This is a genomic window from Tahibacter soli, assembly GCF_025717065.2.
In the GTDB taxonomy this organism is placed as follows: Bacteria; Pseudomonadota; Gammaproteobacteria; order Xanthomonadales; family Rhodanobacteraceae; genus Tahibacter; species Tahibacter soli.
Genome location: NZ_JAOVZO020000018.1, coordinates 907,647 through 931,274 on the forward strand (window position 1 = coordinate 907,647; position 23,628 = coordinate 931,274).

Annotated in this window: 20 protein-coding genes; 10 read left to right on the forward strand and 10 right to left on the reverse strand. The window is 70.3% G+C overall.

Features of this window, described 5'->3' with window-relative positions:
* Positions 1 to 410: 410 nt before the first annotated feature.
* The 4 genes from OD750_RS17370 to OD750_RS17385 form a co-directional block, all read right to left on the reverse strand.
* Positions 411 to 1,109, reverse strand: a complete 699-nt coding sequence (locus OD750_RS17370; RefSeq protein ID WP_263541955.1) for a DUF3011 domain-containing protein — start codon at positions 1,107 to 1,109, stop codon at positions 411 to 413.
* A 191-nt stretch (positions 1,110 to 1,300) separates the two neighbouring features.
* Positions 1,301 to 2,566: a heme biosynthesis HemY N-terminal domain-containing protein gene (locus OD750_RS17375; protein ID WP_263541956.1), complete on the reverse strand. Its 1,266-nt coding sequence runs from the start codon at positions 2,564 to 2,566 to the stop codon at positions 1,301 to 1,303.
* Positions 2,563 to 3,636, reverse strand: coding sequence for a uroporphyrinogen-III C-methyltransferase (locus OD750_RS17380; protein WP_263541957.1), 1,074 nt, complete (start codon positions 3,634 to 3,636; stop codon positions 2,563 to 2,565). Before OD750_RS17380 ends, OD750_RS17375 begins: the two co-directional genes overlap by 4 nt.
* A gap of 115 nt (positions 3,637 to 3,751) precedes the next feature.
* A complete protein-coding gene (locus tag OD750_RS17385) occupies positions 3,752 to 4,495 on the reverse strand; it encodes a uroporphyrinogen-III synthase (protein WP_263541958.1) in 744 nt (247 codons plus the stop codon).
* Between the two features lie 148 nt (positions 4,496 to 4,643).
* On the opposite strand from OD750_RS17385, the gene OD750_RS17390 reads away from it, so the two are divergent.
* From OD750_RS17390 to OD750_RS17405, 4 genes are all read left to right on the forward strand, one after another.
* Positions 4,644 to 5,120 carry a thioesterase domain-containing protein gene (locus tag OD750_RS17390; protein WP_263541959.1) on the forward strand — a complete coding sequence of 159 codons (477 nt, stop codon included), beginning with the start codon at positions 4,644 to 4,646 and terminating at the stop codon, positions 5,118 to 5,120.
* Between the two features lie 92 nt (positions 5,121 to 5,212).
* Complete coding sequence (locus OD750_RS17395; protein ID WP_263541960.1) at positions 5,213 to 5,632, forward strand: hypothetical protein; 420 nt, start codon at positions 5,213 to 5,215, stop codon at positions 5,630 to 5,632.
* Positions 5,633 to 5,714: 82 nt separating this feature from the next.
* Positions 5,715 to 6,158, forward strand: a complete 444-nt coding sequence (locus OD750_RS17400) for a rhodanese-like domain-containing protein (protein WP_263541961.1) — start codon at positions 5,715 to 5,717, stop codon at positions 6,156 to 6,158.
* Between the two features lie 71 nt (positions 6,159 to 6,229).
* The gene (locus tag OD750_RS17405; protein WP_263541962.1) at positions 6,230 to 7,603 is read left to right on the forward strand and encodes a PQQ-binding-like beta-propeller repeat protein; all 1,374 of its coding nucleotides are present in this window, start codon (positions 6,230 to 6,232) and stop codon (positions 7,601 to 7,603) included.
* A 4-nt stretch (positions 7,604 to 7,607) separates the two neighbouring features.
* On the opposite strand, the gene OD750_RS17410 is transcribed toward OD750_RS17405, so the two are convergent.
* Positions 7,608 to 8,513 carry an AEC family transporter gene (locus OD750_RS17410; RefSeq protein ID WP_263541963.1) on the reverse strand — a complete coding sequence of 302 codons (906 nt, stop codon included), beginning with the start codon at positions 8,511 to 8,513 and terminating at the stop codon, positions 7,608 to 7,610.
* Between the two features lie 239 nt (positions 8,514 to 8,752).
* On the opposite strand from OD750_RS17410, the gene OD750_RS17415 reads away from it, so the two are divergent.
* Positions 8,753 to 10,138 carry an outer membrane protein assembly factor BamB family protein gene (locus OD750_RS17415; RefSeq protein WP_263541964.1) on the forward strand — a complete coding sequence of 462 codons (1,386 nt, stop codon included), beginning with the start codon at positions 8,753 to 8,755 and terminating at the stop codon, positions 10,136 to 10,138.
* A 54-nt stretch (positions 10,139 to 10,192) separates the two neighbouring features.
* Here OD750_RS17415 and speE read toward each other — a convergent pair whose 3' ends face one another.
* Positions 10,193 to 11,044, reverse strand: coding sequence for a polyamine aminopropyltransferase (gene speE / locus OD750_RS17420; RefSeq protein WP_263541965.1), 852 nt, complete (start codon positions 11,042 to 11,044; stop codon positions 10,193 to 10,195).
* Between the two features lie 238 nt (positions 11,045 to 11,282).
* Here speE and speA point away from each other — a divergent pair, with 238 nt between their 5' ends.
* On the forward strand, positions 11,283 to 13,172 hold the full coding sequence (gene speA / locus OD750_RS17425) for a biosynthetic arginine decarboxylase (protein ID WP_263541966.1): 1,890 nt from the start codon (positions 11,283 to 11,285) through the stop codon (positions 13,170 to 13,172).
* An 80-nt stretch (positions 13,173 to 13,252) separates the two neighbouring features.
* The gene (locus OD750_RS17430) at positions 13,253 to 14,260 is read left to right on the forward strand and encodes an NAD-dependent epimerase/dehydratase family protein (RefSeq protein ID WP_263541967.1); all 1,008 of its coding nucleotides are present in this window, start codon (positions 13,253 to 13,255) and stop codon (positions 14,258 to 14,260) included.
* 111 nt (positions 14,261 to 14,371) lie between these two features.
* On the opposite strand, the gene OD750_RS17435 is transcribed toward OD750_RS17430, so the two are convergent.
* Together OD750_RS17435 and OD750_RS17440 are read right to left on the reverse strand one after the other, a co-directional pair.
* Positions 14,372 to 15,004: a LysE family translocator gene (locus tag OD750_RS17435; protein WP_263541968.1), complete on the reverse strand. Its 633-nt coding sequence runs from the start codon at positions 15,002 to 15,004 to the stop codon at positions 14,372 to 14,374.
* Between the two features lie 4 nt (positions 15,005 to 15,008).
* The gene (locus tag OD750_RS17440; protein WP_263541969.1) at positions 15,009 to 15,185 is read right to left on the reverse strand and encodes a hypothetical protein; all 177 of its coding nucleotides are present in this window, start codon (positions 15,183 to 15,185) and stop codon (positions 15,009 to 15,011) included.
* An 88-nt stretch (positions 15,186 to 15,273) separates the two neighbouring features.
* Here OD750_RS17440 and OD750_RS17445 point away from each other — a divergent pair, with 88 nt between their 5' ends.
* Genes OD750_RS17445 through ubiB form a run of 3 tightly spaced genes read left to right on the forward strand, consistent with a single transcriptional unit; the run spans position 15,274 to position 18,538 of the window.
* Positions 15,274 to 16,230 carry a helix-turn-helix transcriptional regulator gene (locus tag OD750_RS17445; protein ID WP_263541970.1) on the forward strand — a complete coding sequence of 319 codons (957 nt, stop codon included), beginning with the start codon at positions 15,274 to 15,276 and terminating at the stop codon, positions 16,228 to 16,230.
* Between the two features lie 11 nt (positions 16,231 to 16,241).
* Complete coding sequence (locus OD750_RS17450) at positions 16,242 to 16,880, forward strand: ubiquinone biosynthesis accessory factor UbiJ (protein ID WP_263541971.1); 639 nt, start codon at positions 16,242 to 16,244, stop codon at positions 16,878 to 16,880.
* Complete coding sequence (ubiB, locus tag OD750_RS17455; protein ID WP_263541972.1) at positions 16,877 to 18,538, forward strand: ubiquinone biosynthesis regulatory protein kinase UbiB; 1,662 nt, start codon at positions 16,877 to 16,879, stop codon at positions 18,536 to 18,538. The genes OD750_RS17450 and ubiB overlap by 4 nt, the downstream gene beginning before the upstream one ends.
* Here ubiB and OD750_RS17460 read toward each other — a convergent pair.
* Together OD750_RS17460 and OD750_RS17465 are read right to left on the reverse strand one after the other, a co-directional pair.
* Positions 18,533 to 20,902 carry a serine/threonine-protein kinase gene (locus OD750_RS17460; RefSeq protein WP_263541973.1) on the reverse strand — a complete coding sequence of 790 codons (2,370 nt, stop codon included), beginning with the start codon at positions 20,900 to 20,902 and terminating at the stop codon, positions 18,533 to 18,535. The genes ubiB and OD750_RS17460 overlap by 6 nt on opposite strands.
* Before the next feature lie 13 nt (positions 20,903 to 20,915).
* On the reverse strand, positions 20,916 to 23,609 hold the full coding sequence (locus tag OD750_RS17465; protein WP_263541974.1) for a serine/threonine-protein kinase: 2,694 nt from the start codon (positions 23,607 to 23,609) through the stop codon (positions 20,916 to 20,918).
* Between the last annotated feature and the right edge of the window lie 19 nt (positions 23,610 to 23,628).

Genomic DNA, 23,628 nt, shown 5'->3' on the forward strand with positions numbered 1-23,628 from the left:
GGACACCCCGACGGCCGCGGTCTCCGGGCATCCTGCCCTCCGACTCCGCGAGATCGCTCCGGGGTTCGTTGATGGGCCATCCATGGCCCGTCAACGAACTGCGCACGTCCTGTGCGCACCCGCTGCGCGGGCTATCCTCCGCGATCTCGCCGCGACCGACGGGGCCCCGGGTGAAGCGGGCGGCTTCCTGCCGCCAGAAGCAACAACAACATCAACATCAACAGCCGAAGCGCGGCGTCCCTTAGCTCGTCATTCCAGCGAAAGCTGGAATCCAGCTTTTGGACGCCACGAGCAAAGGCAACGGCTGGATTCCAGCTTTCGCTGGAATGACGAGCGAAAGAGAAAAGCCGAAGTTTGCAGCGTCGAATGCAACCCACATCGCTCGCCGCGATCGACGCACACCGCTGCACTCAATCCGACGTCACCCGACAAACCCCGTTCGCCCGCCCCGGCCCCGAATAGCTCACCGACTGCGACCCGTCCGTATTGCGGCTGACCGACACCGTCACCCCGCCGCCGCTCGCCTCGTAGTAGTTCTCGTTCGACGGATTGAATCGCGCTTCTTTGCCGTTGATGTACACCGGCCCGCCTTCGTCGGCGTGAACTTCGATGTTGCCGGGACACTTCGCGTTGAGAAACGCGATGCGGCTGCCGCCGCCGCGCTGCGAGTCGCGCCGGCCGTCGCGGTCGTCGTCGCGTTGATCGTCACGTCGGTCGTCCCGGCGGTCGTTGCCGCGACGATCGTCGTCGCGACCGCGATCGTCACGCCGATCGTCGTCACGGTCGTTGCCGTGCCCGTGCCCGTCGTGCCGATCGTCGTCATGGTCATGCCCGTCGTCGCGGCGGCCGTCGTGCCGGTCTCCGATGTGCGACGCGAACACCGCGCGGCAACCCTTGTCGACCCATACCGAATGCTTGGACAGGCCCCACGTCCGCCCTTCGACGCACGCGGCGTTGCTGAGCTGCTTGACGATGCGCACTTCGCCGCGCGTGTCCATGCTGCATTCCACCCGCTTCGACGACTTCGACTCGCACGTCACCTCGTCGGCGAACGCGTGCGTCGAGTACGCGGCGGCCACCACCATCACGATCGGAAGCATCTTGCGCATGGCTACTCCTTCGCGGGAACGCGGCGTCGAAGGCGACATGCCGTCGAAATGCCGCATCGCGCGATTGTCGCCGACGCCCGCACGCATGCGCTATGGTTCGGAGCGGTCGACATTGTTCCGTTCCGGACAATGCGCGTTCGTGACGACGTATACGAGTACGCGACGCGCGTATCGTCGCGGTCGGCGGTCGCTCAGCCCGCGACGCCGGGCAGCCGCGGCACACCGTGCTCGCTGCGTTCCTCGACGACGACCGCCTTGGTGTCGAGCGCCCGCCGCGGCTGTGCGCCCGGCAGCGGCGCCGTCGCTTCGTGGCGCGCCGCGCGCAACGCGTTGCGCCATGCCACCTCCGCCCCGGCGTGGTCGCCTTCGCCCGACAGGCATTCGGCCATCGCTTCCCACACGAGCGCGTCTTCGCGGATCAGAAGTGCGCGGTCGAGATATTCGCGCGCCTTGCCCCACAGCCGGCCGGCGATGCACAGCCGCCCGAGCGCGACCAGCAGTGCGACGTTGTTAGGGTGCGCCTTGAGCCAGCCCTCGGCATTGCGCAGTCGCGCGCCGGTGTCGGCGTCGAGGAGGTCGGCATAGGCGAGAACGACCGCGTCGGACCAGTCCTTGCGCAGGTACCCCTCGATCTCGCTCATGCCCGGCAGCGGCTGGCCGAGCGCCGCGATGCGCCGCGCGTACGCGGCGAGCGCGCCCGGCACTTTGCGCTGCGCGCGCGTCAGCGACGCCCATAGCGCGTTCAGCGTGTCGGCATTGCGCGCGGCGACGAGCGCTGCGGCGAGCACGCGCGCTTCGAGTGCGTCGTACGTCGCCGGGTTGACGGACTGCGTGCGCGCGAGCGGCGCGAGCGCTTCGCGCGCCGCGTCGGCGTCGCCGGTCGCGAGGGCGGCTTCGATGTATTCGACCCACGCCGACGGCGCGAGCGTGTTCGTGCGCGCTTCCGGCGCGAGCAGGCGGAACGCCTCGGCGTGGTCGCCCTGTTCGCGCTTGAGCCGCGCGCGCAGTGCGAGCGCGGCGGCCGGCGCGGTTTCGCCGGCTTCGGCGAGCGCGGCGTCGGCGCGCTGCGTTTCGCCCTGCGCGAGCGCGGCGCGCGCCGCGGCGAGCAGCGCCGGCGCACGCAGTTCGCGGTACCGCGTGGCGCGCGCGAGTTCTTTCTCGGCACGCAAATAGCGCCCTTCGGCCAGTGCGACCAGTCCGTTGGCGAGGCGTTCGCGGCTCTTCTTGCGCGCGCGGCGCAGCCACAGCCGCGCCGGCCAGCGCGCGAAGCGCCAGAGGAGACTCACCAGACCCCACGTCACCAGCAACGCCAGGACCGCGAAGATCAGCGTCGTCTCGATCGTCGTGCCGCGCAGGCGTACCAACACGTAGCCGGGGTCGGTCGCGAGCCAATGCCAGCCGAACGCCGCAACGACCATGGCCGCTACGAGCGCGAGGCCCCACGTCCAGTACTTCATGGCGCCGCTCCGTCGCTCGCGGCGCCGGTGCTGAGCGTGTGCGTCGAACGAAGATTGCGCAGTTCCTTCAACGTCGCGCCGAGCTCGATCGGCGTCGGCGGCGCGGCGGTCGCGCCGAGCCGGTCGAGCGTCGCCAGTGCGGCCCGCACGTTCGTCGCGTCGCGGTCGAACGCGCTTTCGATCTGTGTCCTGGCGCGCGCGAGCGCCGCGTGCAGCGCGGCGTCGTTGCGTTCGAGCAGCGCGAGTTCGGCGGCGCGCAGGTCGAGGCCGATCAGGCCGCGCAGCAGTACCGGATCGCGCGCGGCGACGCCCGCTTCGCCGGCATGGCTGATGCGCACGAACTGTCCGAGCACGCGGGACAATCGCGACGGGTTCTGCGCCGCCGCCGCGGCGCCTTGCGGTGCCTCCAGCGTCGCGAGGGAGTCGCGCAGCTTCGCCAGTTCCGCGACGCCCGCGCCCTGCGGCGCCTGCTTGAGCGCCGCGAGTTCGCGCAGTTCGACGCCGAGCGTTTCGCGCACCGTGGCGAACGCCGGATCCTCGACCGCGGCGAGCGCCGTGTCGGCGAGGCGGTAGGCGCGCTCGGCGGCGGCGGCGTCGTTGAACAGTTCGAAGCGTTCCTTGGCGAGCAGCAGCACGAGTTCGGCCTCGTTGAGCAGCAGCGCGTCGTGGCCCGACAGGCGCTTGTCGGCGAGGTTCGCGATCGCGTCTTCGAGCACGCGCGCGCGTTCGGTGACGCCGAGCACTTCCTCGCGCAGGGACTTGTTCACATTTTCGGCGTCGCCCAGCCGCTGGCGCAGCTGTTCGCGGTCGCGGCGGTCGAGGTCGGCGCCGCGGCGCAGGCCGTCGAGTTCGGTGCGCAGGAGTTCGACCTGATGCGCCGCGTCGCCGCCGCTGCGTGCGAGGTTCGCACTTTGCCACCACGCGAAACCGCCGACGCCTGCCGCGGCGAGCGCGACGACCAGTGCGAGCGGCGCCAGCGGCGAGCGCCGTGGTTTCGGCGGCGTCGCCGGCACGGTTGCCGCGGGTTCGGAGGGCGGCAAGGCCGGCGTTGCGCTAGCGGGCGTGTCCATGTCCATGCGGCAATCCTAGTGGTTTTGCGCGGTGCAAAAAACCCGGCAGTTCGTGAAGGTTTTCAAACACGTCGGGCGCCGCGCGAAAGCCGGGCGCAAATGCGCGCGCCGGCGTCTAAAGACGGTGCCGCGACAACGCGCGCACGGCTGCCGCGAGCATGTCGTCGGTGACCGCCGAGCTTGCCTGATGCACACGCGAGAAACCGTGCTCCCGCGCGAGGATCGCAAGACGCTCGCTGCTGACGACGGTTTCGGCGTCGCGCAACGCGAGCACGAGGCCGGCGGGCAGGCCCGTCGCGAGGTTCGCGAGCGCCTCGGCGCTCGACACCAGCAGCAGACGCGGCCTCGGCGAGGCGTCGAGCGCCGCGTAGTGCCTGCGCGTCCAGCGCGGCGCGGTGCGTCGATACACGTCGATGCGCGCGAGCGCCGCGCCGCGCCGGCGCAGCGTGGTTCGCAGCGTATCGCGACCGCCCGGCGCGCCGATCAGCGCGACGGTCAGGCCGCGCACGCGAGCGAGCTGCGGCAACGCGAGCAGGCCGTCGGCGTCCTGCGTGGACGCAGGCGTCAGCACGTCGGCGACGCCCCGACGGTGCAGCGCCCGGGCCGTCGCCGTGCCGACCGTGCACACGAGCGTGCGCCGCGCGAACGCGAGCGTCGGCGCGAAGCGCCACGCATAACGCACGGCGGCGGGGCTGATGAAGATCGCGATGTCGGCGCGCCGCGCCTCGTTGAGTGCGGCGCGCACCGCCTGCGCATCGTCGGCCGCGCGCAGGGCCAGGCCGGGGAGGACGACGGCTTCGCCGCCGAGTGCGCGCACGCGTCGCGCGAGGCTCGCGGCGGTGCCGGCGGGGCGTGTCACGACAACGGATGCGCCGCGCAAAGGCGCTGCCAAGTCCGCGTAATACATACGTTTGACCATCGTCGGCTCCCGCTGGCGGCGCTTGTCGGCGCGCCGACATCGTGGCACCGTGCGCGCCGCTCGCCGTATTGTGCCCTTCCGGTCCGTCATGAACACAGCTTCGATCCGCGCGCTCGAGCGCGAAATCCTCGACGACATCCCGCTCGCCCGCGCGATCGACCTGCGCATCGCCGCAGCCGACGGCGACATGCTGACGCTGGCGGCACCGCTCGGCCCCAACATCAACGACAAGGGCTGTGCGTTCGGCGGCAGTCTCGCGAGCCTCCTGACGCTCGCCGGCTGGTCGCTGCTGTCGCTGCGGCTTCGCACCGCCGGCGAAGATTGCGACGTGTACGTGCAGGATTCGCATCTGCGCTATCTCGCGCCGGTCTGGGGCGATCTTGCCGCGACGGCGCGGCTCGCCGAAGGCGAAGACTGGAAAAGTTTCTTCGGCATGCTCGCGTCGCGCGGCAAGGGGCGCCTGCGCGTGATCGCGTCGGTGCCGGGCGAGAACGGCGCACCGGCGACGACGCTCGAAGCGCGTTTCGTCGCGCTGCGCCGCGCGGCGAACGTCGGCGCGGCGTAGCCGCCCGCGTTCAGGATAGCGGCGACGGCTTACCTGCAACCGCAACGCCGTTGCGGCACAATCGCGCCGGCCCCATCGACCGGAAGACCCGCATGCGCCGTTGGATACTTCTGCCGCTCCTTGCCTTGCTCGTCTTCGCCGGCGCCGCCGACGCGCGCAGCAAGCGCGACAAGACGCTCGACTCGACGCTCGAGGAATACGCAGCGACCCTGCGCTGGGGCAATTTCGAAGCCGGCATCGCGTACATCGATCCGGACGTGCTCAAGGAGCGCCCGATCGCGTCGATCGACATCGAGCGCTATCGCCAGGTACGGGTGAGCTACTACCACCCGCAGCCGCCGGTGCCGGTCGGCAAGGAAGAAGTTCGCGTCATCGCCGAAATCGGCATCATCAACGAGCACAGCCAGAGCGAGCGGGTCGTGATCGACCGCCAGCTGTGGCGCTGGGACGCCAAGGCCAAGCGCTGGTGGTTGATGAGCGGTTTGCCCGACATCACGCGCAAGGACCGCTGACGAACTACTAATCGGCGCGCCGACCGTCGATAATTCGCCCCCTTTGCGCCGCTCCGGCGCGCCTTGCCGACGGTTTCGACGCATGTCCGAGTTTCTGCACCGCCTGCCCGAGTTCATGGGCAACCACACGATCCTGACCGTGCTGTTCTTCGGCATCCTGATTGCCGTGATCGCGAACGAGGCGACGCGCTTCGGCCGCGGCTTCAAGGAGCTGACGCCGGCGCAGCTCACGCAGCTCATCAATCGCGAAAACGCGCTGCTCGTCGACGTTTCGCCGCAGGCCGACTTCGAGAAGGGCCACATCCCGACCGCCAGGCACGTCGCGATGGCGCAGTTCGATCCCGAGCACAAGGATCTGGCGAAGGTGAAGGAAATGCCGGTCGCGGTGGTCTGCCGCAACGGCCAGACGTCGGCGCAGGCCGCGTCGCGGCTGGCCAAGGCCGGGTTCAAGAAGGTGTTCACGCTCGGCGGCGGCGTGGCGTCGTGGACGGCGGCCGATCTGCCGCTGGCGAAAGGCAAGCACTGACGGCGCATCGGCGCTGGGTGGATTGCAGAACTCGCGCGTCTAGCTGGGAAAGCCCCGGCAGGAGACGTGCTTTGGAAAGGATCCTCATCGGCATCGCTGTAGCGTTCGCAGGGCTGGCCGCGCCTGTGGCCGGCGCGCAGTCGATCGCCTGGACGCAGCGCATCCACGGTTCGTCCGATCCGGCCGCGCCCGCCGCGTACTACCCCGGCGTCGACCTTGCTTCGAACCGTCCGTTGATGACGTGGACGCCGGTCGCGACGCCCGGCGTCGTGACGGTCGGCGAACTCGGCGTCTCGCGAGCCCTCGTCGCCAAGGTCGCCGCTTCGGACGGCGCCGAGCTGTGGCGGCGCGACTTCGGCGACGCCGCTGCCGAAACCTCTTTCCGGAGCGTCGCGGTCGATGCCGACGGCGATGTCGTCGCCGCCGGCGGCCGGTTCGCGGCTCCGGCTGGCGCCTGGAGAACGAGCTGGTACGCCGTGAAGGTTTCCGGCGCCACCGGCCAGGTCGCGTGGGAGCGCCACTGGCTGCCCGACGGCTCGATCGGCGGCGCGCTTCTCGCGCTTGCGCCGGCGGCGAACGGCGACGTCGTCGCGGTTGGCTCGCGCGAGAACGAAACGAATCCGTTCTCGTACGTCGTGAGGCTGTCGGCGGCGAACGGCACGCCGGTGTGGACGACTCCGATTCCGTACCGCTCCGGTCCGTCGCTGCCGCAGGTGGCGGTCGACGCGGTCGACAACAGCTTTGCCGCGCCGGGCGGCAACAAGCTCGTGAAAATCGCGCCGGACGGCACGCTTGCCTGGGCCGTCGACCTGCAGAACCGGACCGATTTCGCCTGCGGCACGATCCGCGCGCTCCTCGTCGATCCGGCGAGCGGCGATCCGATCGTTGCCGGCCGCGCCGGCTGCGGTGCGTCGCAATACGGGTTCGTCGCGCGCCTGGGCAGTGCCGCCGGCACCACGCTCTGGTCCGCGGTCGGTGTCGGAGATACGCCGACTTCCGACGTCGCGGTGCTCGCGTTCGGCGCGAACGGCAAGATCGTCGCGGCGGGCGGGCGCGCGTCCGGCGGCGCCACCCGCTGGTTCGCCGCCGCCCTGTCGCTTGCCGACGGCGCCGTTGCGTGGACCGCGCCGGTCGGCGACAACTCGCGCGACCTTCCGGCCGACGTCGCGATCGGGGCGGACGGCGACGTGCTGCTGACGGGCGCCTGCGACGGCAACGCGTTCTGCGTCGCGCGGCTCGATGCCGGTACCGGCGCGCTGCGCTGGCGCCTGCAGACCGGCGTTGCGTACTCGCCGGCCGACGAAAACTATCCGAACGCGATTCTCTCGATCCCCGGCGGCGTGTTCTTCGGCGGCAAGGACACGAGTGCCGGCGCGACGACGTGGACCGTGCATCGCATCGACCCGACGCTGTCCGACGCGATTTACGCGAACGGCTTCGAGTGACGCGCTACAACACCATGCGCCACAACGGCAGCGTGATCGTCGACGCGAGGATGCCGTAGCCGACGAGGGCCGCGCCGAGCTCCGGCGCGAGCCCGGCCATCGCCGCGAGTGCCGCCGCCGTGATCATCGGCGGCATCGCCGCTTCGAGCACGACCGCGGCGCGCATCGTCGCATCGAGCCCGAGGAGCCCGGCGAGCAGCAACGCAAGCGCCGGCAGCACCACGAGCTTACCGACGAGCCCGACCGCGAGCGGCGCGAGGTGCGAGCGCGGCAGCTTGAGCTTGAGCTGCATGCCGAGCGCGAGGCCCACGAGCGGCAGCAGTGCGCCGGAGAGCGACGCCAGCATCGTCGCGACCGCCGGCGGCGGTTCCTTCGGCATCAGCGTGAGCGCGAACACGAGCGTCAGGAACGGCGGAAACCCGACGATGCGCCGCGCGATCGTCGCGGGCGTCGGCTTCGCGCCGCCGCCATACAGCGCGATCACCGTCAGTCCGAACGTGGACAGGATGAAAAAGCTGCCGAACTGGTCGAACACGACCGCGTAGCGCAGCGCCTCGGCGCCGGCCAGCACCGGAATCAGCGCGAATCCGAGAAACGACGTATTGCCGAGCGGCACTTCGAGCAACAGCACGGCGGTGTCGCCGCGCGCGAACTTCAGCGCGCGTGCAACGGCGAGCACGAGAACGGTGCTCGCGGCGAGGAGCAGCCACGGCACCGCCGCGACGGCGAGGATTTCGGCGCGAAATTCGAGTTTCGGCGCGTTGATCAGGATCGACGCGGGCAGGCACACGTACAGCACGACGGCGTTGAGCGCGTCCGACGCGTTCTCGGGCACGATGCGCCGCCACGCGAGCAGGCGGCCGAGCGCGATCAGAAGTAGGACGAACGCGAACGAGGCGGTCACGGACATGGCGCGGATTATGCGGGCTGCGGCGTACGGTCGATATGCGCGAATGGTCTCGCGGCATTCCGCCCTGGGTGCGGTCGTCGCGGCCCGTTTGGGGGAAGCGCGCGGCACGCGCGACTTCAATGAGCGTGCCATGTTGCAAGCGTACGATCGAGACCTGGATCGGATCATGAGGGTCGGCGCAGCGCCGCACGCCGACACGTGTCGCGCGAGCCGTAGCAGTCGAAAGAGAAGGAGCCATCATGAACTTCGCATTACCAAGGGCATGGACCACCGCGGCGCTCGCATTCGCCGCAGCCGCGGGGCTTGCCGACGGCGCCCGCGCGCAACCGGCCTGGAGCGCGCCGATCGAAGCGGGACCCGACATCGTCACAGAGTTCTCGAGGTACCGGCAGAATGCCGCCGTGACGGACGATGGCGGGCTGGCCGCGTTGGCGTTGCTCGGCCACGTTCCGTCCGGCTACGACCCGGAGCGAGGCGTCGCCGTCGTCAAGCGCGATGCCGTCACCGGCGCCGAACGCTGGCGTCGCGTATTCCCGCCCAGCTCGACGAGCATCGGCAACGCTTTCGCCATCGCGGCGCTGCCGGGCGGCGACGTCGCGGTCACGGGCCAGGCGGACTACCTCACGCGCCTTGACGGCGCTACCGGCAACACCGTCTGGAGCAAGCCGATGCCGCTGGCGCGCTACTACGCCCGGGCGATGAGCGTCGACAGCGGCGGCAATCTCGTGACCGGCGCGAACCAGGTCTCGGACGCGTCGTCGGTGACGACTTACGTCGCCAAACGTGCCGGCGCGGACGGTTCGCTCTTATGGGAAACCCAGTTGACGCCGGGTGGACAGTTCTCGGTCAACCTTTTTGTTTTCGCCGCTTCGGACGACGACGTCCTCGTCGTGAGCGGCCACGCGCCGCTGCTTCCGGCGCCGGTCACGCCGCACTACTACGCCGCCCGCCTGGACAGCGCGACCGGCGCGGTGCTCTGGCGCACTGAACTCGACCAGGCGTTCTTCACCGGCGCCGATCCCGCGGACGTCGCGCTGACCGCCGACGGCGACCTCGTCTTCGGCGGAAATCGCGCCGGACTGCAGGCGTGGATCGGGCGTATCGACGGCGACACCGGCACGCCGCAGTGGCTCGTGAACCACGCGGGGTTGCAGGCCGTGACCGATCTCGCCGTGACCTCGGACGGCGATGTCGTCGCCGCCGGCGGAGAAACCTACGCAAGCGCGACCACCGGCTGGGCCGTCGCGCGCTTCGCTGCTGCGGACGGCGCGGCGACGTGGTTCCGCCAGTTGCCGCTGAACCCCACGCGCGGCCGCGGCAAGGTGATCGGTATCGCTCCGGACGGTACGGTCCTGCTGACGGGCTCGTGCGCCGTCAAGTCGCTCTGCATCGCCGGCGTGTCGCCGCTCGACGGCGCCGATCGCTGGTGGTACGAGCAGAACTATCCGACGGCAGCCGACGACTTTTTCTACCTGCCCGAAGCGGTTTTCGACGCCGACGGCGCCCTCATCGTCAGTGTGGCGCTGCCGAGCGCGAACGTTACCGGCGGTGTTTCGACGGTGACGCAGCAGCGCTTGATCGGACCGTGGGTCGACGCGGTATTCAAGGACGGCTTCGAAGAGTAAAAAGGCCGGGGCGTCGCCGCCCCGGCCGTCTCGTCGAAACCCGAACGGCGCGGCTTACTCGCCGAGCGCCTCGCGCACGAACTCCGGCAGCGCGAGCGCGGCCTTGTGCATGTCGACGTTGTAGTAGCGCGTCGCGAACTGCTTGCTCGCCGCGCCGCGTTCGCGGAAACCCGCGAGGTCGGCGCCCTTGCGCACCATCGTGCAGCTCCACCAGCCGGTCGGATACACCGGCTGCGGGAAGCTCAGCGTCTTGGCCGCCTGGAAGCCGGCGTTCTTCATCGCGTTGCGCATCGACTTGATGAGATCGAGGTGCACCAGCGGCGATTCGGACTGCTGCACGAGAATGCCGCCATGGCGCAGCGCCTTGTAGCAGCTCGAATAGAACGCCGCGTTGAACAGGCCTTCGGCCGGGCCGACCGGATCGGTCGAATCGACGATCACGAGATCGAGCGAGTCGGGCTCGCACTCGGCCATGTATTTGATGCCGTCGATGAACAACAGCTCGGCGCGCGGATCGTCGTTCGCTTCGCAAAGTTCCGGAAAATACTTTTCGGCGAGCCGCGTGACGCGCTCGTCGATTTCCACCTGTACCGCTTTCTCGACTTCGTCGTGGCGCAGCACTTCGCGCAGCGTGCCGCAGTCGCCGCCGCCGATGATCACGACGCGCTTGGCGCGCGCATGCGTGAACAGCGCAGGGTGCGACATCATCTCGTGATAGAGAAAATTGTCGCGCGTCGACACCATCGTGCAGCCGTCGATGACCATGAGCTTGCCCCAGTCGGTCGTGTCGTAGATCTCGATCGTCTGGAACGGCGTTTTTTCGGAGTGCAGCAACTGCTTCACACGAAAACCGATCGACGAGCCGGAGTGCTCGTGCTGTTCGGTGAACCAGGCGTTATCGGACATGACGGGGTTTTCCGTGTGCGTTCGTGGGTTCAGGGGCGCGCGATTGTACCGATTCCCCGCGACGTTTGAATGCGGCGCGCCCCACGGGCAGTCAGCACGCTGTCATCTACAGCGCGCCGCCGCGCCGCTACAATACGCGGCCCTGCGGCCCCGCGGCGTGCGAGGCTTCCGGTCGCAGGGTCAATACCGTCAAGGCTCGCCGCTGCGACGCTCTGATCGTGTTGTCCGGAGAGAAACAATGACGACGCTTTGGAACGTTGAACGTGCGCGCGAGCGCTACGCCGTCCCGCACTGGGGCGAGGGTTACTTCGACATCGACGCCGCCGGCCGCGTGCTCGCGCAGCCGACGGGCGCCGGCGGGCCGCGCCTGGCGCTCGACGACATCGTCGCGCAGGCCGCGGCGCAAGGTTCGCGCCTGCCGCTGCTCGTGCGGTTTTCCGACATCCTTCACCATCGCCGCGCCCGCCTGCAGGCCGCGTTCGCGAAAGTCATGGCCGACTGGGACTACGCCGGCGGCTACACCGCGGTGTTTCCGATCAAGACGAACCAGCAGCGCGGCGTGGCCGGCGAACTGGCCGCCGGCGGCGACGCCGGCTTCGGCCTGGAAGCCGGTTCCAAGCCCGAACTCATGGCCGTGCTCGCGCTCGCCAAGCCGGGCAGCACCGTCATCTGCAACGGCTACAAGGACCGCGAATACATCCGCCTCGCGCTGATCGGGCGCAAGCTCGGCCTCGACGTGTTCATCGTCATCGAAAAGCCGTCCGAGCTCACGCACGTCATCGAAGAATCCCGAGCGCTCGGCGTCGAGCCGCTGCTCGGCGTGCGCATGCGCCTGGCCACGCTCGGCGCGGGCAAGTGGCAGAACACCGGCGGCGACAAGGCCAAGTTCGGCCTCACGCCGCGCCAGGTGCTCGATCTCGTCGACGAACTGCGCGCATCGAAACTCGATCATTGCCTGAAGCTCTTGCACTTCCACATGGGCTCGCAGCTGTCGAACGTGCGCGACATCGCCGGCGGCATGCGCGAGGCGGTGCGCTACTTCGTGGAATTGTCCAAGAAGGGACTGCCGATCGGCTGGATGGACGTCGGCGGCGGTCTGGGCGTCGACTACGAAGGTTCGCGCTCGCGTTCGTTCTGCTCGATCAACTACGGCCTGGAACAATACGCCGGCACGATCGTGCAGCCGCTCGCCGAAGCCTGCGCCGAGCACGGCCTCGCGCCGCCGCGCGTGATCACCGAAGCCGGCCGCGCGATGACCGCGCACCACGCGGTGCTCGTCGTCAACGTCAGCGAAGTGGAACAGGCGCCCGAAGGCGCGATCTCGCCGGCCGAACCGAACGAGCCGGCGGTGCTGCGCCATCTGCGCGAAATCCACGACGAGCTCGCGCAGCGCCCCGCGGTGGAGCTGTACCAAGAGGCGCTGCACCACCTCGCCGAAGGCCAGACGCTGTATGCGCTCGGGCAGCTCTCGCTCGACGACCGCGCGCGCCTGGACGACCTGTTCTACGCGATCGTGCATCGCGTGCGCACGCTGCTCAAGCCGGACGAACGCGCGCATCGCCAGTCGATCGACGAGCTCGACCTGCGCCTCGTCGACAAATACTTCGTCAACTTCTCGGTGTTCGAATCGATCCCCGACGTCTGGGCGATCGACCAGGTGTTTCCGATCGTGCCGCTGACGCGCCTGGACGAAAAACCTTCGCGCCGCGGCGTGATCGCCGACCTCACCTGCGACTCGGACGGCCGCATCGACAGCTACGTCGAACAGGACGGCCTCGACGTGAGCCTGCCGCTGCACGCGCTCAAGCCCGGCGAGCCGTATCGCCTCGGCATCTTCCTCGTCGGCGCGTACCAGGAAACGCTCGGCGACATCCACAACCTGTTCGGCGATACCGACGCGGTCAGCGTGCACGTCGGCGACGACGGCAGCGCGCAGCTGTCGCGCTTCAAGCGCGGCGACAGCTGCGACGTGATGCTCGACTACGTCGGCTACGATCTGGCGGCGCTGCGCGCGGCGTACCGCGACAAGATCGCCGCCGCGTCCATCGGCGCCGACGAAGCCGCGCGGCTCGAAGCGATACTCGAAGCGGGCCTGACGGGCTACACCTACCTCGCCGAAACGCCGTAGCGAAAAACGCGAACCTCGCGGTGACATCGCCGCGGGGTTTTGCGCGAACATGACGAGTCGATGAGCGGCGGAGAAGCGCGATGAGAGTTCTGGTCACCGGCGGCGGCGGGTTTCTCGGCAAGGCGATCTGCAAGCAGCTCGTCGCGCGCGGGCACGCCGTGCGCGCGCTCAACCGCAACGCCTATCCGGAACTCGACGCGCTCGGCGTCGAGCAGCGCGTCGCCGACCTGCGCAATCTCGATCTCGTCGTCGACGCCGCGCGCGACTGCGACGCGATCGTGCACACCGCGGCGAAGGCCGGCGCGTGGGGTCCGCTCGTCGAGTACTACGAAGCGAACGTGCGCGGCACCGACAACGTGCTGGCCGCGTGCGACATCCACCGCATCGACAGGCTCGTCTACACGTCGAGTCCGAGCGTCGTGCACGACGGTCGCGACCTCGACGGCGTCAACGAATCGGCGCCCTACGCGTCGCACTACCTCGCCGCGTACCCGCAGACGAAGGCGCTGGCCGAGCAGCGCGTGCTCAAGGCCAATTCGCCGACGCTCGCGACGGTGTCGCTGCGCCCGCACCTGATCTGGGGGCCGGGCGACCATCACCTGCTGCCGCGCATTCTCGATCGCGCCAACAAGGGGCGTCTGCGCTTCATCGGCGAGCCGAAAAAGATCGACACGGTCTACGTCGACAACGCGGCCGAGGCGCATCTGCTCGCGCTCGACAAGCTCGCGCCGGGTTCGCCGATCGCGGGCAAGGCGTACTTCATCACGCAGGGCGAACCGGTGACGCTCGACGCGATGACCAATTCGCTGCTCAAGGCGGCCGGACTGCCGCCGGAGTCGCGGCGCATCTCGGTCGATTTCGCGAAGTTCCTCGGCGCGAACATGGAGCGCTTGTGGAAATTGTTCCGCATCCGCTCCGAGCCGCCGCTGACGCGCTTCATCGTCGAGCAGCTGTCGACCGCGCACTGGTTCAACATCGCGGCGGCGCGGCGCGACCTCGGCTACGCGCCGCGCGTGTCGACGAGCGAAGGGCTCGCGCGCGTGAGCGAAGCGCTGGCGCGCGAGCGGATGCAGCGAAGAAAGGGCTGACGCCACTTCGCTCGTCATCGCAGCGAAAGCTGGGATCCAGCCGTTGACTTCGACGTTTGAAAAGCGGGATCCCAGCTTTCGCTGGGGATGACAGCTTTTTTGAAGCGCTCGCTAAAGCCCCTGCCACCCGGCAAAGCCGGTCCACACCGCCGCCAGCACCAGTACCGCGCCGACGCTCCGGTGCAGCGCGAGCCCCGCGCCGGGCCGCGCCGCCATCCAGCCGCGCACCCCGGCCGCGCCGATCGCCAGTGAGCCGTACACGCCCGCCTGCGTCGCCCAGATGATCGCCCCGAGCACGAGGCACTGCAGCCACACCGGTCCGTACTCCGGCGAGATGAACTGCGGGAAGATCGCGAGCATGAAAAGGTAGGCCTTCGGGTTCAGCAGCGTCGTCAGCGTCGCGCGGCGGAACGTCGCGCCGGCCGACAGTTTCGCGTCCACAGCCTCGATGCCGCCGCCGCGGCTGTGCAACAGCGATGCGCCGATCCAGGCCATGTACAACGCGCCGGCCACCAGCACCGCGTTGAACGCGCCGGGCACGAGCTTGATCAGAAGGCCTACGCCGAGCGCCGCCGCCGCGACGTGGCACACGCCGCCGGCGACGATGCCGGCGACCGCGATGAGTCCGTGCCGCCGCCCGCCGACGAGCGCGCTGCCGAGCACGAACGCCATGTCGAGGCCGGGCAGCAGCACCACGGCGAACACGACGAGAAAGAACAGCCATAGATGCATCGCGTGGTCCATGGCATCACTCCGCGGCGATCGCAGGGGCGGCGACGGCCGCGAACGCGACGGCGCGCGGCGACGCGGTCCTGTGCGCCTCCTGCTTCGTCGCGGGCTTCGGCGGCGGCGCGTTGCCGGCCAGCGCGCCGGCCATGGCCAGAAAGCCCATCAGGCTCATCGGCAGCGAGATCAGAAGGTTCATCGCACAGCTCCGTTGCGTCGGTCGATCGGCGCAGCCTACGATGCAATCAGGACCGATTCCGCCCTGTTTCGTGCCTACCCTGGAACGCATGAACCATCCCGCCTCCCGCGTCCTCGCCGTGCTCGAACTCTTGCAGGCGCACAGCCGCCTGTCGGGTTCGGAGCTCGCGCGCCGGATCAACGTCGACGTCCGCACCCTGCGCCGCTACATCAAAGTGCTCGAGGACATCGGCATACCGATCACCGCCGAGCGAGGCCGCTACGGCGCGTACTCGCTCGTCGCCGGTTTCAAGCTGCCGCCGATGATGTTCAGCGACGACGAGGCGCTGGCGATCTCGATCGGCCTCATGGCCGCGCGCGGGCTCGGCCTCGCCGACGCCGCGCCGGCCGTCGCCAGCGCCCAGGCGAAAATCGAACGCGTGATGCCGCCGACGCTCAAGAAGCGCGTGCGCGCCGTCGACGAAACCGTGACGCTCGACCTCCGGGGCGCGCGCAGCGCGGGCAACAATGCCGCGTTGTTGCAATTGAGCAGCGCGGCGCAGTCGCGCCGGCGCGTGCATTTCGACTATCGCGCGGCCGACGGCGCCGACAGCGCGCGCGAGTTCGACGCCTACGGCCTCACTTTCCGCACCGGTCACTGGTACGTCGTCGGCCACTGCCACTTGCGCGGCGGCCTGCGCTCGTTTCGGCTCGACCGCATCGGCGAGGTGCGCCCGCTCGACAAGAGCTTCGGCCGGCCCGAGGGCTTCGACGCAGCGGCGCACCTGTCGTTCAGCATCGCGACGCTGCCGCGTGCGACCGCCGTCGAGGTGCGGCTCAAGACCGATCTCGCGGGAGCGCAGTACGAATTCATCGGTGACATCGGCGTGTTCGACGCGACCGACGCGGGCGTCGTGCTGCGCACGCGCACCGACGATCTCGACTGGTTCGCGCGCCAGCTCGCGCGCCTGTCGTGCGAGTTCGAGATCGTCTCGCCGCCGGAACTCGCCGACGCGCTGGCGCGGCGCGCGCAGTCGCTGGCGCGGGTCGCCCGCGGCGCGGGTTAAACTCGCGGGCGATGAATACGCCCCGCACGCCGAACCCGATCCTCGCCGCCCTGGGCGGCCTACTCGAAAGCGCGCTGAACCGCGCGATCGCCCTCGATGCGGATACCGCCGCACGCATCCGCGCGCTCGACGGCCGCGCGCTGACGGTCGACTTCTCGAACACGCCGTTCGCGCTGCGCCTCGCCGTCGACGGCGAACGCCTGCGCGTCGGGCCCGCGTTCGAAGGCGCCAGCGCGCTGCGCGTCGCGGCGACGCCGGGCGCGCTGCTCGCGATGGCGCTGCGCCGCGGCGACGACGGCGCGGCGCCCGGCAAGGTCGAGATCGCCGGCGACGCCGATCTCGCGCGGCGCCTGGAAAAAATCGCGAGCGGCTTCGCGCCCGACTTCGAAGAAGCGTTCGCGCGCGCTTTCGGCGACACGCTCGGCGTGCCGCTCGCGCAAGGCTTCGCCAGGGCGCTCGCGTTCGCGCGCGAACGCGGCGAAGCGCTGGTGCAGGACACCGCCGACTACCTGCGCGACGAAAGCCGCGACGCGGTCGCGCCGGGCGAAATGGAAGCCTTCCTCGACGACGTCGACGCGCTGCGCGAGCGCGGCGAACGGCTCGAAGCGCGCGTCGCGCGCCTCGCCGCGCTCGCGGAACGCCGCGCATGACGCCGTTGACGAGCGTGCCGAGGCTCGTCGGCATCGCACGCGTGCTGCTGCGCTACCGGCTCGACGAGATGGTCGAGGCGACGCATTTGTTTCGACCGTTGCGCTGGATCCGGCCGCTGTTCGGCCGCCCGCCGGCCGACCTTGCCGCGCTGTCGCGCGGCGCACGGCTGCGCCTCGCGCTCGCCGAACTCGGACCGATCTTCGTCAAGTTCGGGCAGATCCTGTCGACGCGCCGCGACCTGTTGCCCGCCGACATCGCCGACGAACTCGTGCTGCTGCAGGACCAGGTGCCGCCGTACCCGGGCGCGATCGCGCGCGCCGCGGTCGAGTCGTCGCTCGGCGCGCCGGTCGCGACGCTGTACGCGCGCTTCGACGAGGCGCCGCTCGCGTCGGCGTCGATCGCGCAGGTGCACGCGGCGCAGCTGCACGACGGGCGCGAGGTCGTCGTCAAGGTGCTGCGGCCCGGCGTCGGCGACCGCATCGCGCGCGACGTCTCGCTGCTCGAAGACCTCGCGGGCCTGGTCGAACGCTTTCATCCGAACGCCAGCAAGATCCGTCCGCGCGACGTCGTCGCCGAAATCGAAACGACGCTCGTCAACGAACTCGACCTGCAGCGCGAAGGCGCGAACGCGAGCCTCCTGCGCCGCAATTTCAAGAATTCGCCCGACCTGTACGTGCCCGAAGTGCACTGGTCGCACACGCGCGAGACCGTGCTGACGATGGAACGCGTGCGCGGCATTCCGGTCGACGACATCGCCGCGCTCGACGCGGCCGGCATCGACCGCGTGCGGCTCGCCGAAAAAGGCGTGCAGATTTTCTACACGCAGGTATTTCGCGACAATTTCTTCCATGCCGACGCGCACGCCGGCAACATCTGGGTCGATCCGGCGAACCCGCGCGAACCGCGCTTCATCGCGCTCGACTTCGGCATCATGGGTTCGCTGCCGGAAGCCGACCAGTACTGGCTCGCCGAAAATTTCATCGCGCTGTTCAACCAGGACTACGCGCAGATCGCGCGCCTGCACGTCGCGGCCGGCTGGATGCCGTCGACCACGCGCATCGAAGAACTCGAAGCGGCGACGCGCGCCGTGTGCGAGCCGTACTTCACGCGGCCCTTGTCCGAAATTTCGCTCGCCGAAGTGCTGGTCAAGCTGTTCCAGACCGCGCGCCGCTACGAGCTGACGCTGCAGCCGCAATTGATACTGCTGCAGAAAACGCTGCTCAACATCGAAGGCATCGGCCGCCAGCTGCATCCGCGGATCGACATCTGGGCCGTGGCCAAACCCGTGCTCGAACGCGTCTGGCGCGAACGCCGCGGGCCGAAGGCGATCCTCAAGTCGCTGCGCCGGCGCATCCCCGAGTGGCTCGCCGCGGCGCCGGACATGCCGCAGCTCCTGCACGACTATCTGCAGAAGGCGTCGAGCGGCGGCATCCAGATGCGCGTGCATTCGGAAGACCTGCGCAACCTGCACGCGGACGCCAGCGCGAGCCGCGCGCAGATCGTGCCGCTGGCGCTCGGCGCCACGCTGATTCTTTCGGCCGTGCTGCTCTACGCGCTCGACGCGACGGTCGCGCGCTTCGCCGGCGTGCCGTTCACCGCGTGGCTCGCGGCGATTGCCGGCACCGCCTGTTTCTGGCTCGCCAATCGCCGTTCATGACGCCGGGCATTCCTTGAGCCGCGCGCGAATCTCTTCGGGGTCCGGGCGCTTGCGGCCGGGCTTGAGTTCGAGCGCCGCCAGCGCCGCCGCATAGTCGCGACAGGCGTCGGCCGCGCGGCCCGCGCCGCGTTCGGCGTCGGCGAGGTTCTTGAGCGCAGACGCGATGAACAGGTGCTCGGCCGGCAGCGCCTTGCGCCCGATCGCGACCGCGCGTTCGAGCGGCGCGATCGCCTCGCCGGACCGTCCGTCGTCGTTCGCGGCCCTGCCGGCGTTGTTCAACTGGATCGCGACGTACCAGTGGTCCGGTCCGTACACCTGTTCGGCCACTTGCGCGGCTTCGCGGTACGTCGCCTCCGACTGCGCGTGGTGGCCGCGCTTGCCCTGCGCCGAACCCTGCGCGTCGAGCGCCTCGACGAGTTCGGCGAGCGGCACCGGTTTGGCGCCCCGGATCGCCGCGACCACGTCGCCGATCATCCGCTCGGCGTCGTCGTGGCGCTTCTGCGAAGCGACGACGCGGCTGAGCATCATCGCCGTGTCGCGCGCGTTCGGCCCGTAGCCGTTCTCGAGCGCGAGGCGCAGCCGCAGCGATTCGCGGTACTCGGTTTCGGCATCGGCATGACGGCCCTCGAGAAACAGCAGCATCGCGCTGCCGTACAGGAGCTGCGCGACGAGCGCGTCGCGCTCGGCGCCCGCCGGTGCGCCGGCGGCCAGGGCCCGCGCCTCATCGATCGTCGCGCGCGTGGCCGGATTGCGGCCGAGGCTTTTCTGCGCCATCGACAGCGACGAGAGCGCCTGCGCGAGCGCGAACGGTTCGCCGAGCGCGCGGCGCAGCGCGACGGCGCGCTCGTACTGCGCCAGCGCGCGTTCGTTGTTGCCGAGGCCCTGGTACGCGCGGCCGATCGCGACGAGGAGTTCGGCCTGCGCGGCCGGCGTATCGGCGAGTTCCGCGTCGACGCGCTCGGCGCCGCGGTCGAGCAGCTGCTGCGCGGTCACGCCGGCACCGGCGGTCTTCGCCGGATCGGCCGTCGCGAACAGGCCGACGAGAAAATCGACCGCGCTTGCCGCCTTGCGCGCCTCGGTGCGCGCGACGTCGCGCTGCCAGGCGACCATCGCCAGCGCCGCGACGAGCACGGCGAACGCGAGCGTCAGCGCCGTCGCGGCGATCGCATGGCGGCGCAGAAATCGTGCCGCGCGATAGCGCCGGCCGCCGCGCCGCGCGCCGACCGGGCGGCGTTCCAGATGCGCCGTCACATCGGCCGCGAAATCGGCGACGCTCGCGTAGCGCTGCGCCGGTTCCTTGCGCAGCGCCTTGAGCACGATCGCGTCGAGATCGCCGCGCAGCTCGCGGCGCAGGCGCTTGGGCGTCAGGTCGCGGCGCTGCGCGGCGTCCGCATCGTCGCGCGTGACGATCGCGCTCGGCTTCGTCGGCTCCTGGTCGAGGATCGCGCGCTCGTACGCGGCCGGTGTGGATTTGTCGACTTTGTACGGCCGGTGTCCGGTCAGGAGCTCGTACAGGATCAGGCCGAGCGCGTAGACGTCGACCGCGGTCGTCACGGTGTCGCCGCGCACCTGTTCGGGCGCCGCGTACTCCGGGGTGAACACGCGCGTCGCGCTCGCGGTCGCGTCGGTGTGAATCAGCTTGGCGATGCCGAAGTCGAGGAGCTTCACCGTGCCGTCGGCGCGCACGAGGATGTTCGACGGCTTCAGGTCGCGGTGCACGACGAGATGCGCGTGCGCGTGCGATACCGCGTCGCAGACGGTCAGGAACGCGCGCAGCCGGCGTTCGAGCGACAGCCGTTCGCGATCGCACCACGTGCGCAGGTCGACGCCGTCGACGTACTCGAGCGCGAGCCACGGCTTGCCGTCGGCGCTGACGCCGCCGTCGACGAGATGCGCGATATTCGGATGCGACAGGCTCGCCAGGATCTGCCGCTCGGCGCGAAAGCGCGCATAGACGTCGGCGGCGTCCCAGCCCGCCTTGATCAGCTTGATCGCGACGGCCTGGCGAAACGCGCCGTCGTCGCGCTCGGCGAGCCAAACGGCGCCCATGCCGCCGCGGCCGATCTCGCGTACGAGGCGAAACGGCCCGAGGCGCAGGCCGCTTGCGACCATGCCGCTCGTCGCGCGCACGGCCTCGTCGCCGGCCAGGCGCTGCGCGAGTTCGGCGACGACGTTCGGCGCCGCGTCGGCCATGCCGGTGCCGTGCGTCGCCGCCGCGTCGGCGCGCAGCAGTTCGAGCACTTCCACGCGCAGATCGACGTCGTCGGGGCAGTGCTCGGCGAGCATCGCCTCCCATTCCTCCGGCGGAAAGTCGACGACCGCTTCGAACAGTTCGCGCGCGAGGCGCCAGCGTTGTGCGTCCATCGTGCCTCGTGGGTCAGTCGGTGCGCCAGGCCGCTTCGATGCGCCGCACCTGTCGCTGGCGGAAATCGTCGGGCGGCAGTGCGGCATACGCGGTCTTGAACGCCTCGGCCGGCGCCGCGCCGCACAACGCGTGCAGCAGGGTCGCCAGGCGCGCTTCGGGCGTGCCGGCCTCGGGCAGCGCGGCGAAGCGCGCGGCGATGCCTTGCGCCTCGGCGCACGCGGCGTCGGTGCGCGCGGCGGAACCGCGCTCGGCATAGTCGATCGCGAGATTGAGTGCCCGGCCGCGCAGCACCGTGATGCTTTCGGGTTTGTTCAGCGGTGCCAGCACGCTCGTCGCGCGCTGCGCGTCGGCGCGCGCATCGGCGTAGCGCGCCTGCGCGAGCGAGAGGTTCGCGCGCCAGCGCAGCGCGCGGCCGATGTCGAGCGGCCGCTGCAGCGCTTCGGACAGTTCGATCGCCTCGTTCAACGCCGCGCGCGACGCGTCGTCGTGGCCGAGCTGAAAGTGCAGCGCGCCGAGGTTGCCGAGCGCGTTGGCGAGCGACGTCGCGCGCGGCGTGCCGCCGGCGCGGTTCAGCGCGATCGAACGCTCGATCACCGGCAGCGCGTCGGTGTAACGGTTGGCCTTGTACAGCGCGACGCCGTAGTTCGACACCTTGCCCGCGATGACCGGGCTGTCGGCGCCGTACACCGATTCCATCAGCCGCACCGCTTCGGCGTTGAGCGCGAGCGCCTCGTCGGTCTTCGTCGTCAGCGTCGAGGCGAAGTTGTCGAGCACGTCGGCGAGCCAGCGCGGCTCGACGTTCTGCGCCTTGCGCAGCGCATCGACGAGCGGCCGCAGCGCGGCTTCGGCTTCGGCCGCGCGGTTCAGGCGCACGAGCGAGAACGCCATGGTGCCGGTGACGTCGGCGCGCAGGCGGTCGTAGTCGGCCGTCGCGGGAATCAGCGCGAGCGCGCGTCGCGAATCGGCCACGATCGCGTCGTGCCGGTTGCGCGGCGCGTGCGCGGTCGAGCGGTGGTCGATCGCGCGCACGAGCGTTTCGACGTGTTCGGGATCGCTCGGGTCGAGCATCGCCTCGATGCGGTCGACGAGCGGCACGCAGTCGTCGGCGCGGTTGCGGTACTGCAGCACGCTGCACGTCTCGTCGAGGATGCGCGCGACGAGCAGCGTGTCGCCGAGCCGCTGCGCGATCGCGCCGGCTTCGTCGAGCAGCGGCTGCGCCTCGTCGGGCAGGCCGAGGCCCAGGTACGCGCTGCCCATCGCCAGCAGCATGTCGGCGCGCGCGGCGTCCTGCCCCGCGAGCGCGCGGCGCACGCTGCGCACGCCTTCGTCGACGAGATCGCGTGCGGTCAGGTCGCCGCGCTGCTTCTGGCCCGGATCGGCGTTCGTGAACAGCGTGCGCATGAAGGCGAGCGCCTGGCGCGCGGTATCGCGTTCGTTGCGCGCGACCTGCGCCTGCCACAGCGCGACGCCGAGGCCGGCGACGAGCGCGAGCACGGCGACGGCCGACAGCGCCGCGGCCAGCGCGTGGCGCTGCAGGAAGCGCGTCGCGCGGTAACGAAAGTTGCCGCGCCGCGCGTGCACCGGCTGGCGCGCCAGATGCCGGCGCACGTCGGCCGCGAGGTCGGCGACCGACGCGTAGCGGTCGGTCGGCTGCTTGCGCAGCGCCTTCAACACGATCGCGTCGAGATCGCCGCGCAGTTCGCGGCGCAGTCGCGCGGGCGTCAGGTGCCGGTTCGCCGCCGACATCCCGCCGCCGTCGCGCGTCGCCGCGACGCTCGGCCGCGTCGGCTCCTGGTCGAGGATCGCGCGCTCGTACGCGGCCGGCGTGGAGTTTTCCACTTTGTAAGGGCGCTGGCCCGACAGCAGTTCGTACAGCAAGAGGCCCAGCGCGTAGACGTCGACCGACGTCGTGACCGTTTCGCCGCGCACCTGCTCGGGCGCGGCGTATTCGGGCGTGAACACGCGCGTCGCGCTGACCTGCGCGTCGTCGGCGTCGATCAGCTTGGCGATGCCGAAGTCGAGCAGCTTCACCACGCCGTCGGCGCGCACGAGGATGTTCGACGGTTTGAGGTCGCGATGCACGACGAGGCGCTGGTGCGCGTGCTGCACGGCGTCGCAGACGGTCAGGAACAGCCGCTGGCGATCGGCGAGGTCGAGCCGGTGCTTGTCGCACCAGCGGCCGAGGTCGACGCCGTCGACGTATTCGAGCGCGAGCCACGGCCGGCCGCCTTCGCCCATGCCGCCGTCGACGAGGTGCGCGATGTTCGGATGCGACAGGCCCGCGAGAATCTGCCGCTCGGCGCGAAACCGCGCGATGTCTTCGGCGCGGTCCCAGCCGCCGCGCACGAGCTTGATCGCGACGGCCTGCTCGAACTGTCCGTCGGCGCGGTCGGCGAGCCACACCGCGCCCATACCGCCGCGGCCGATTTCGCGAACGAGCCGGAACGGGCCGAGCGCGAGGCCCGCGTGCACGGTCGGATCTTCGGACAGATGCTCGGCGAGTTCGGCGACGACGTTCGGCGCGTGCTGCGCGATCGCCGTGCCGCCGGTCGCGTCGGCGTCGGCGCGCAACAGGCCCAGCACTTCCTCGCGCAGCGCCGCGTCGTCGGGGCACAGCTCGGCGAGCCGCGACTCCCACCGCGCGCGCGGCAGGTCGACGACGGCTTCGAACAGTTCGCGCGTGAGGCGCCAGCGGTTTGCGTCCATCGGTGCTCGGCATGCGGCA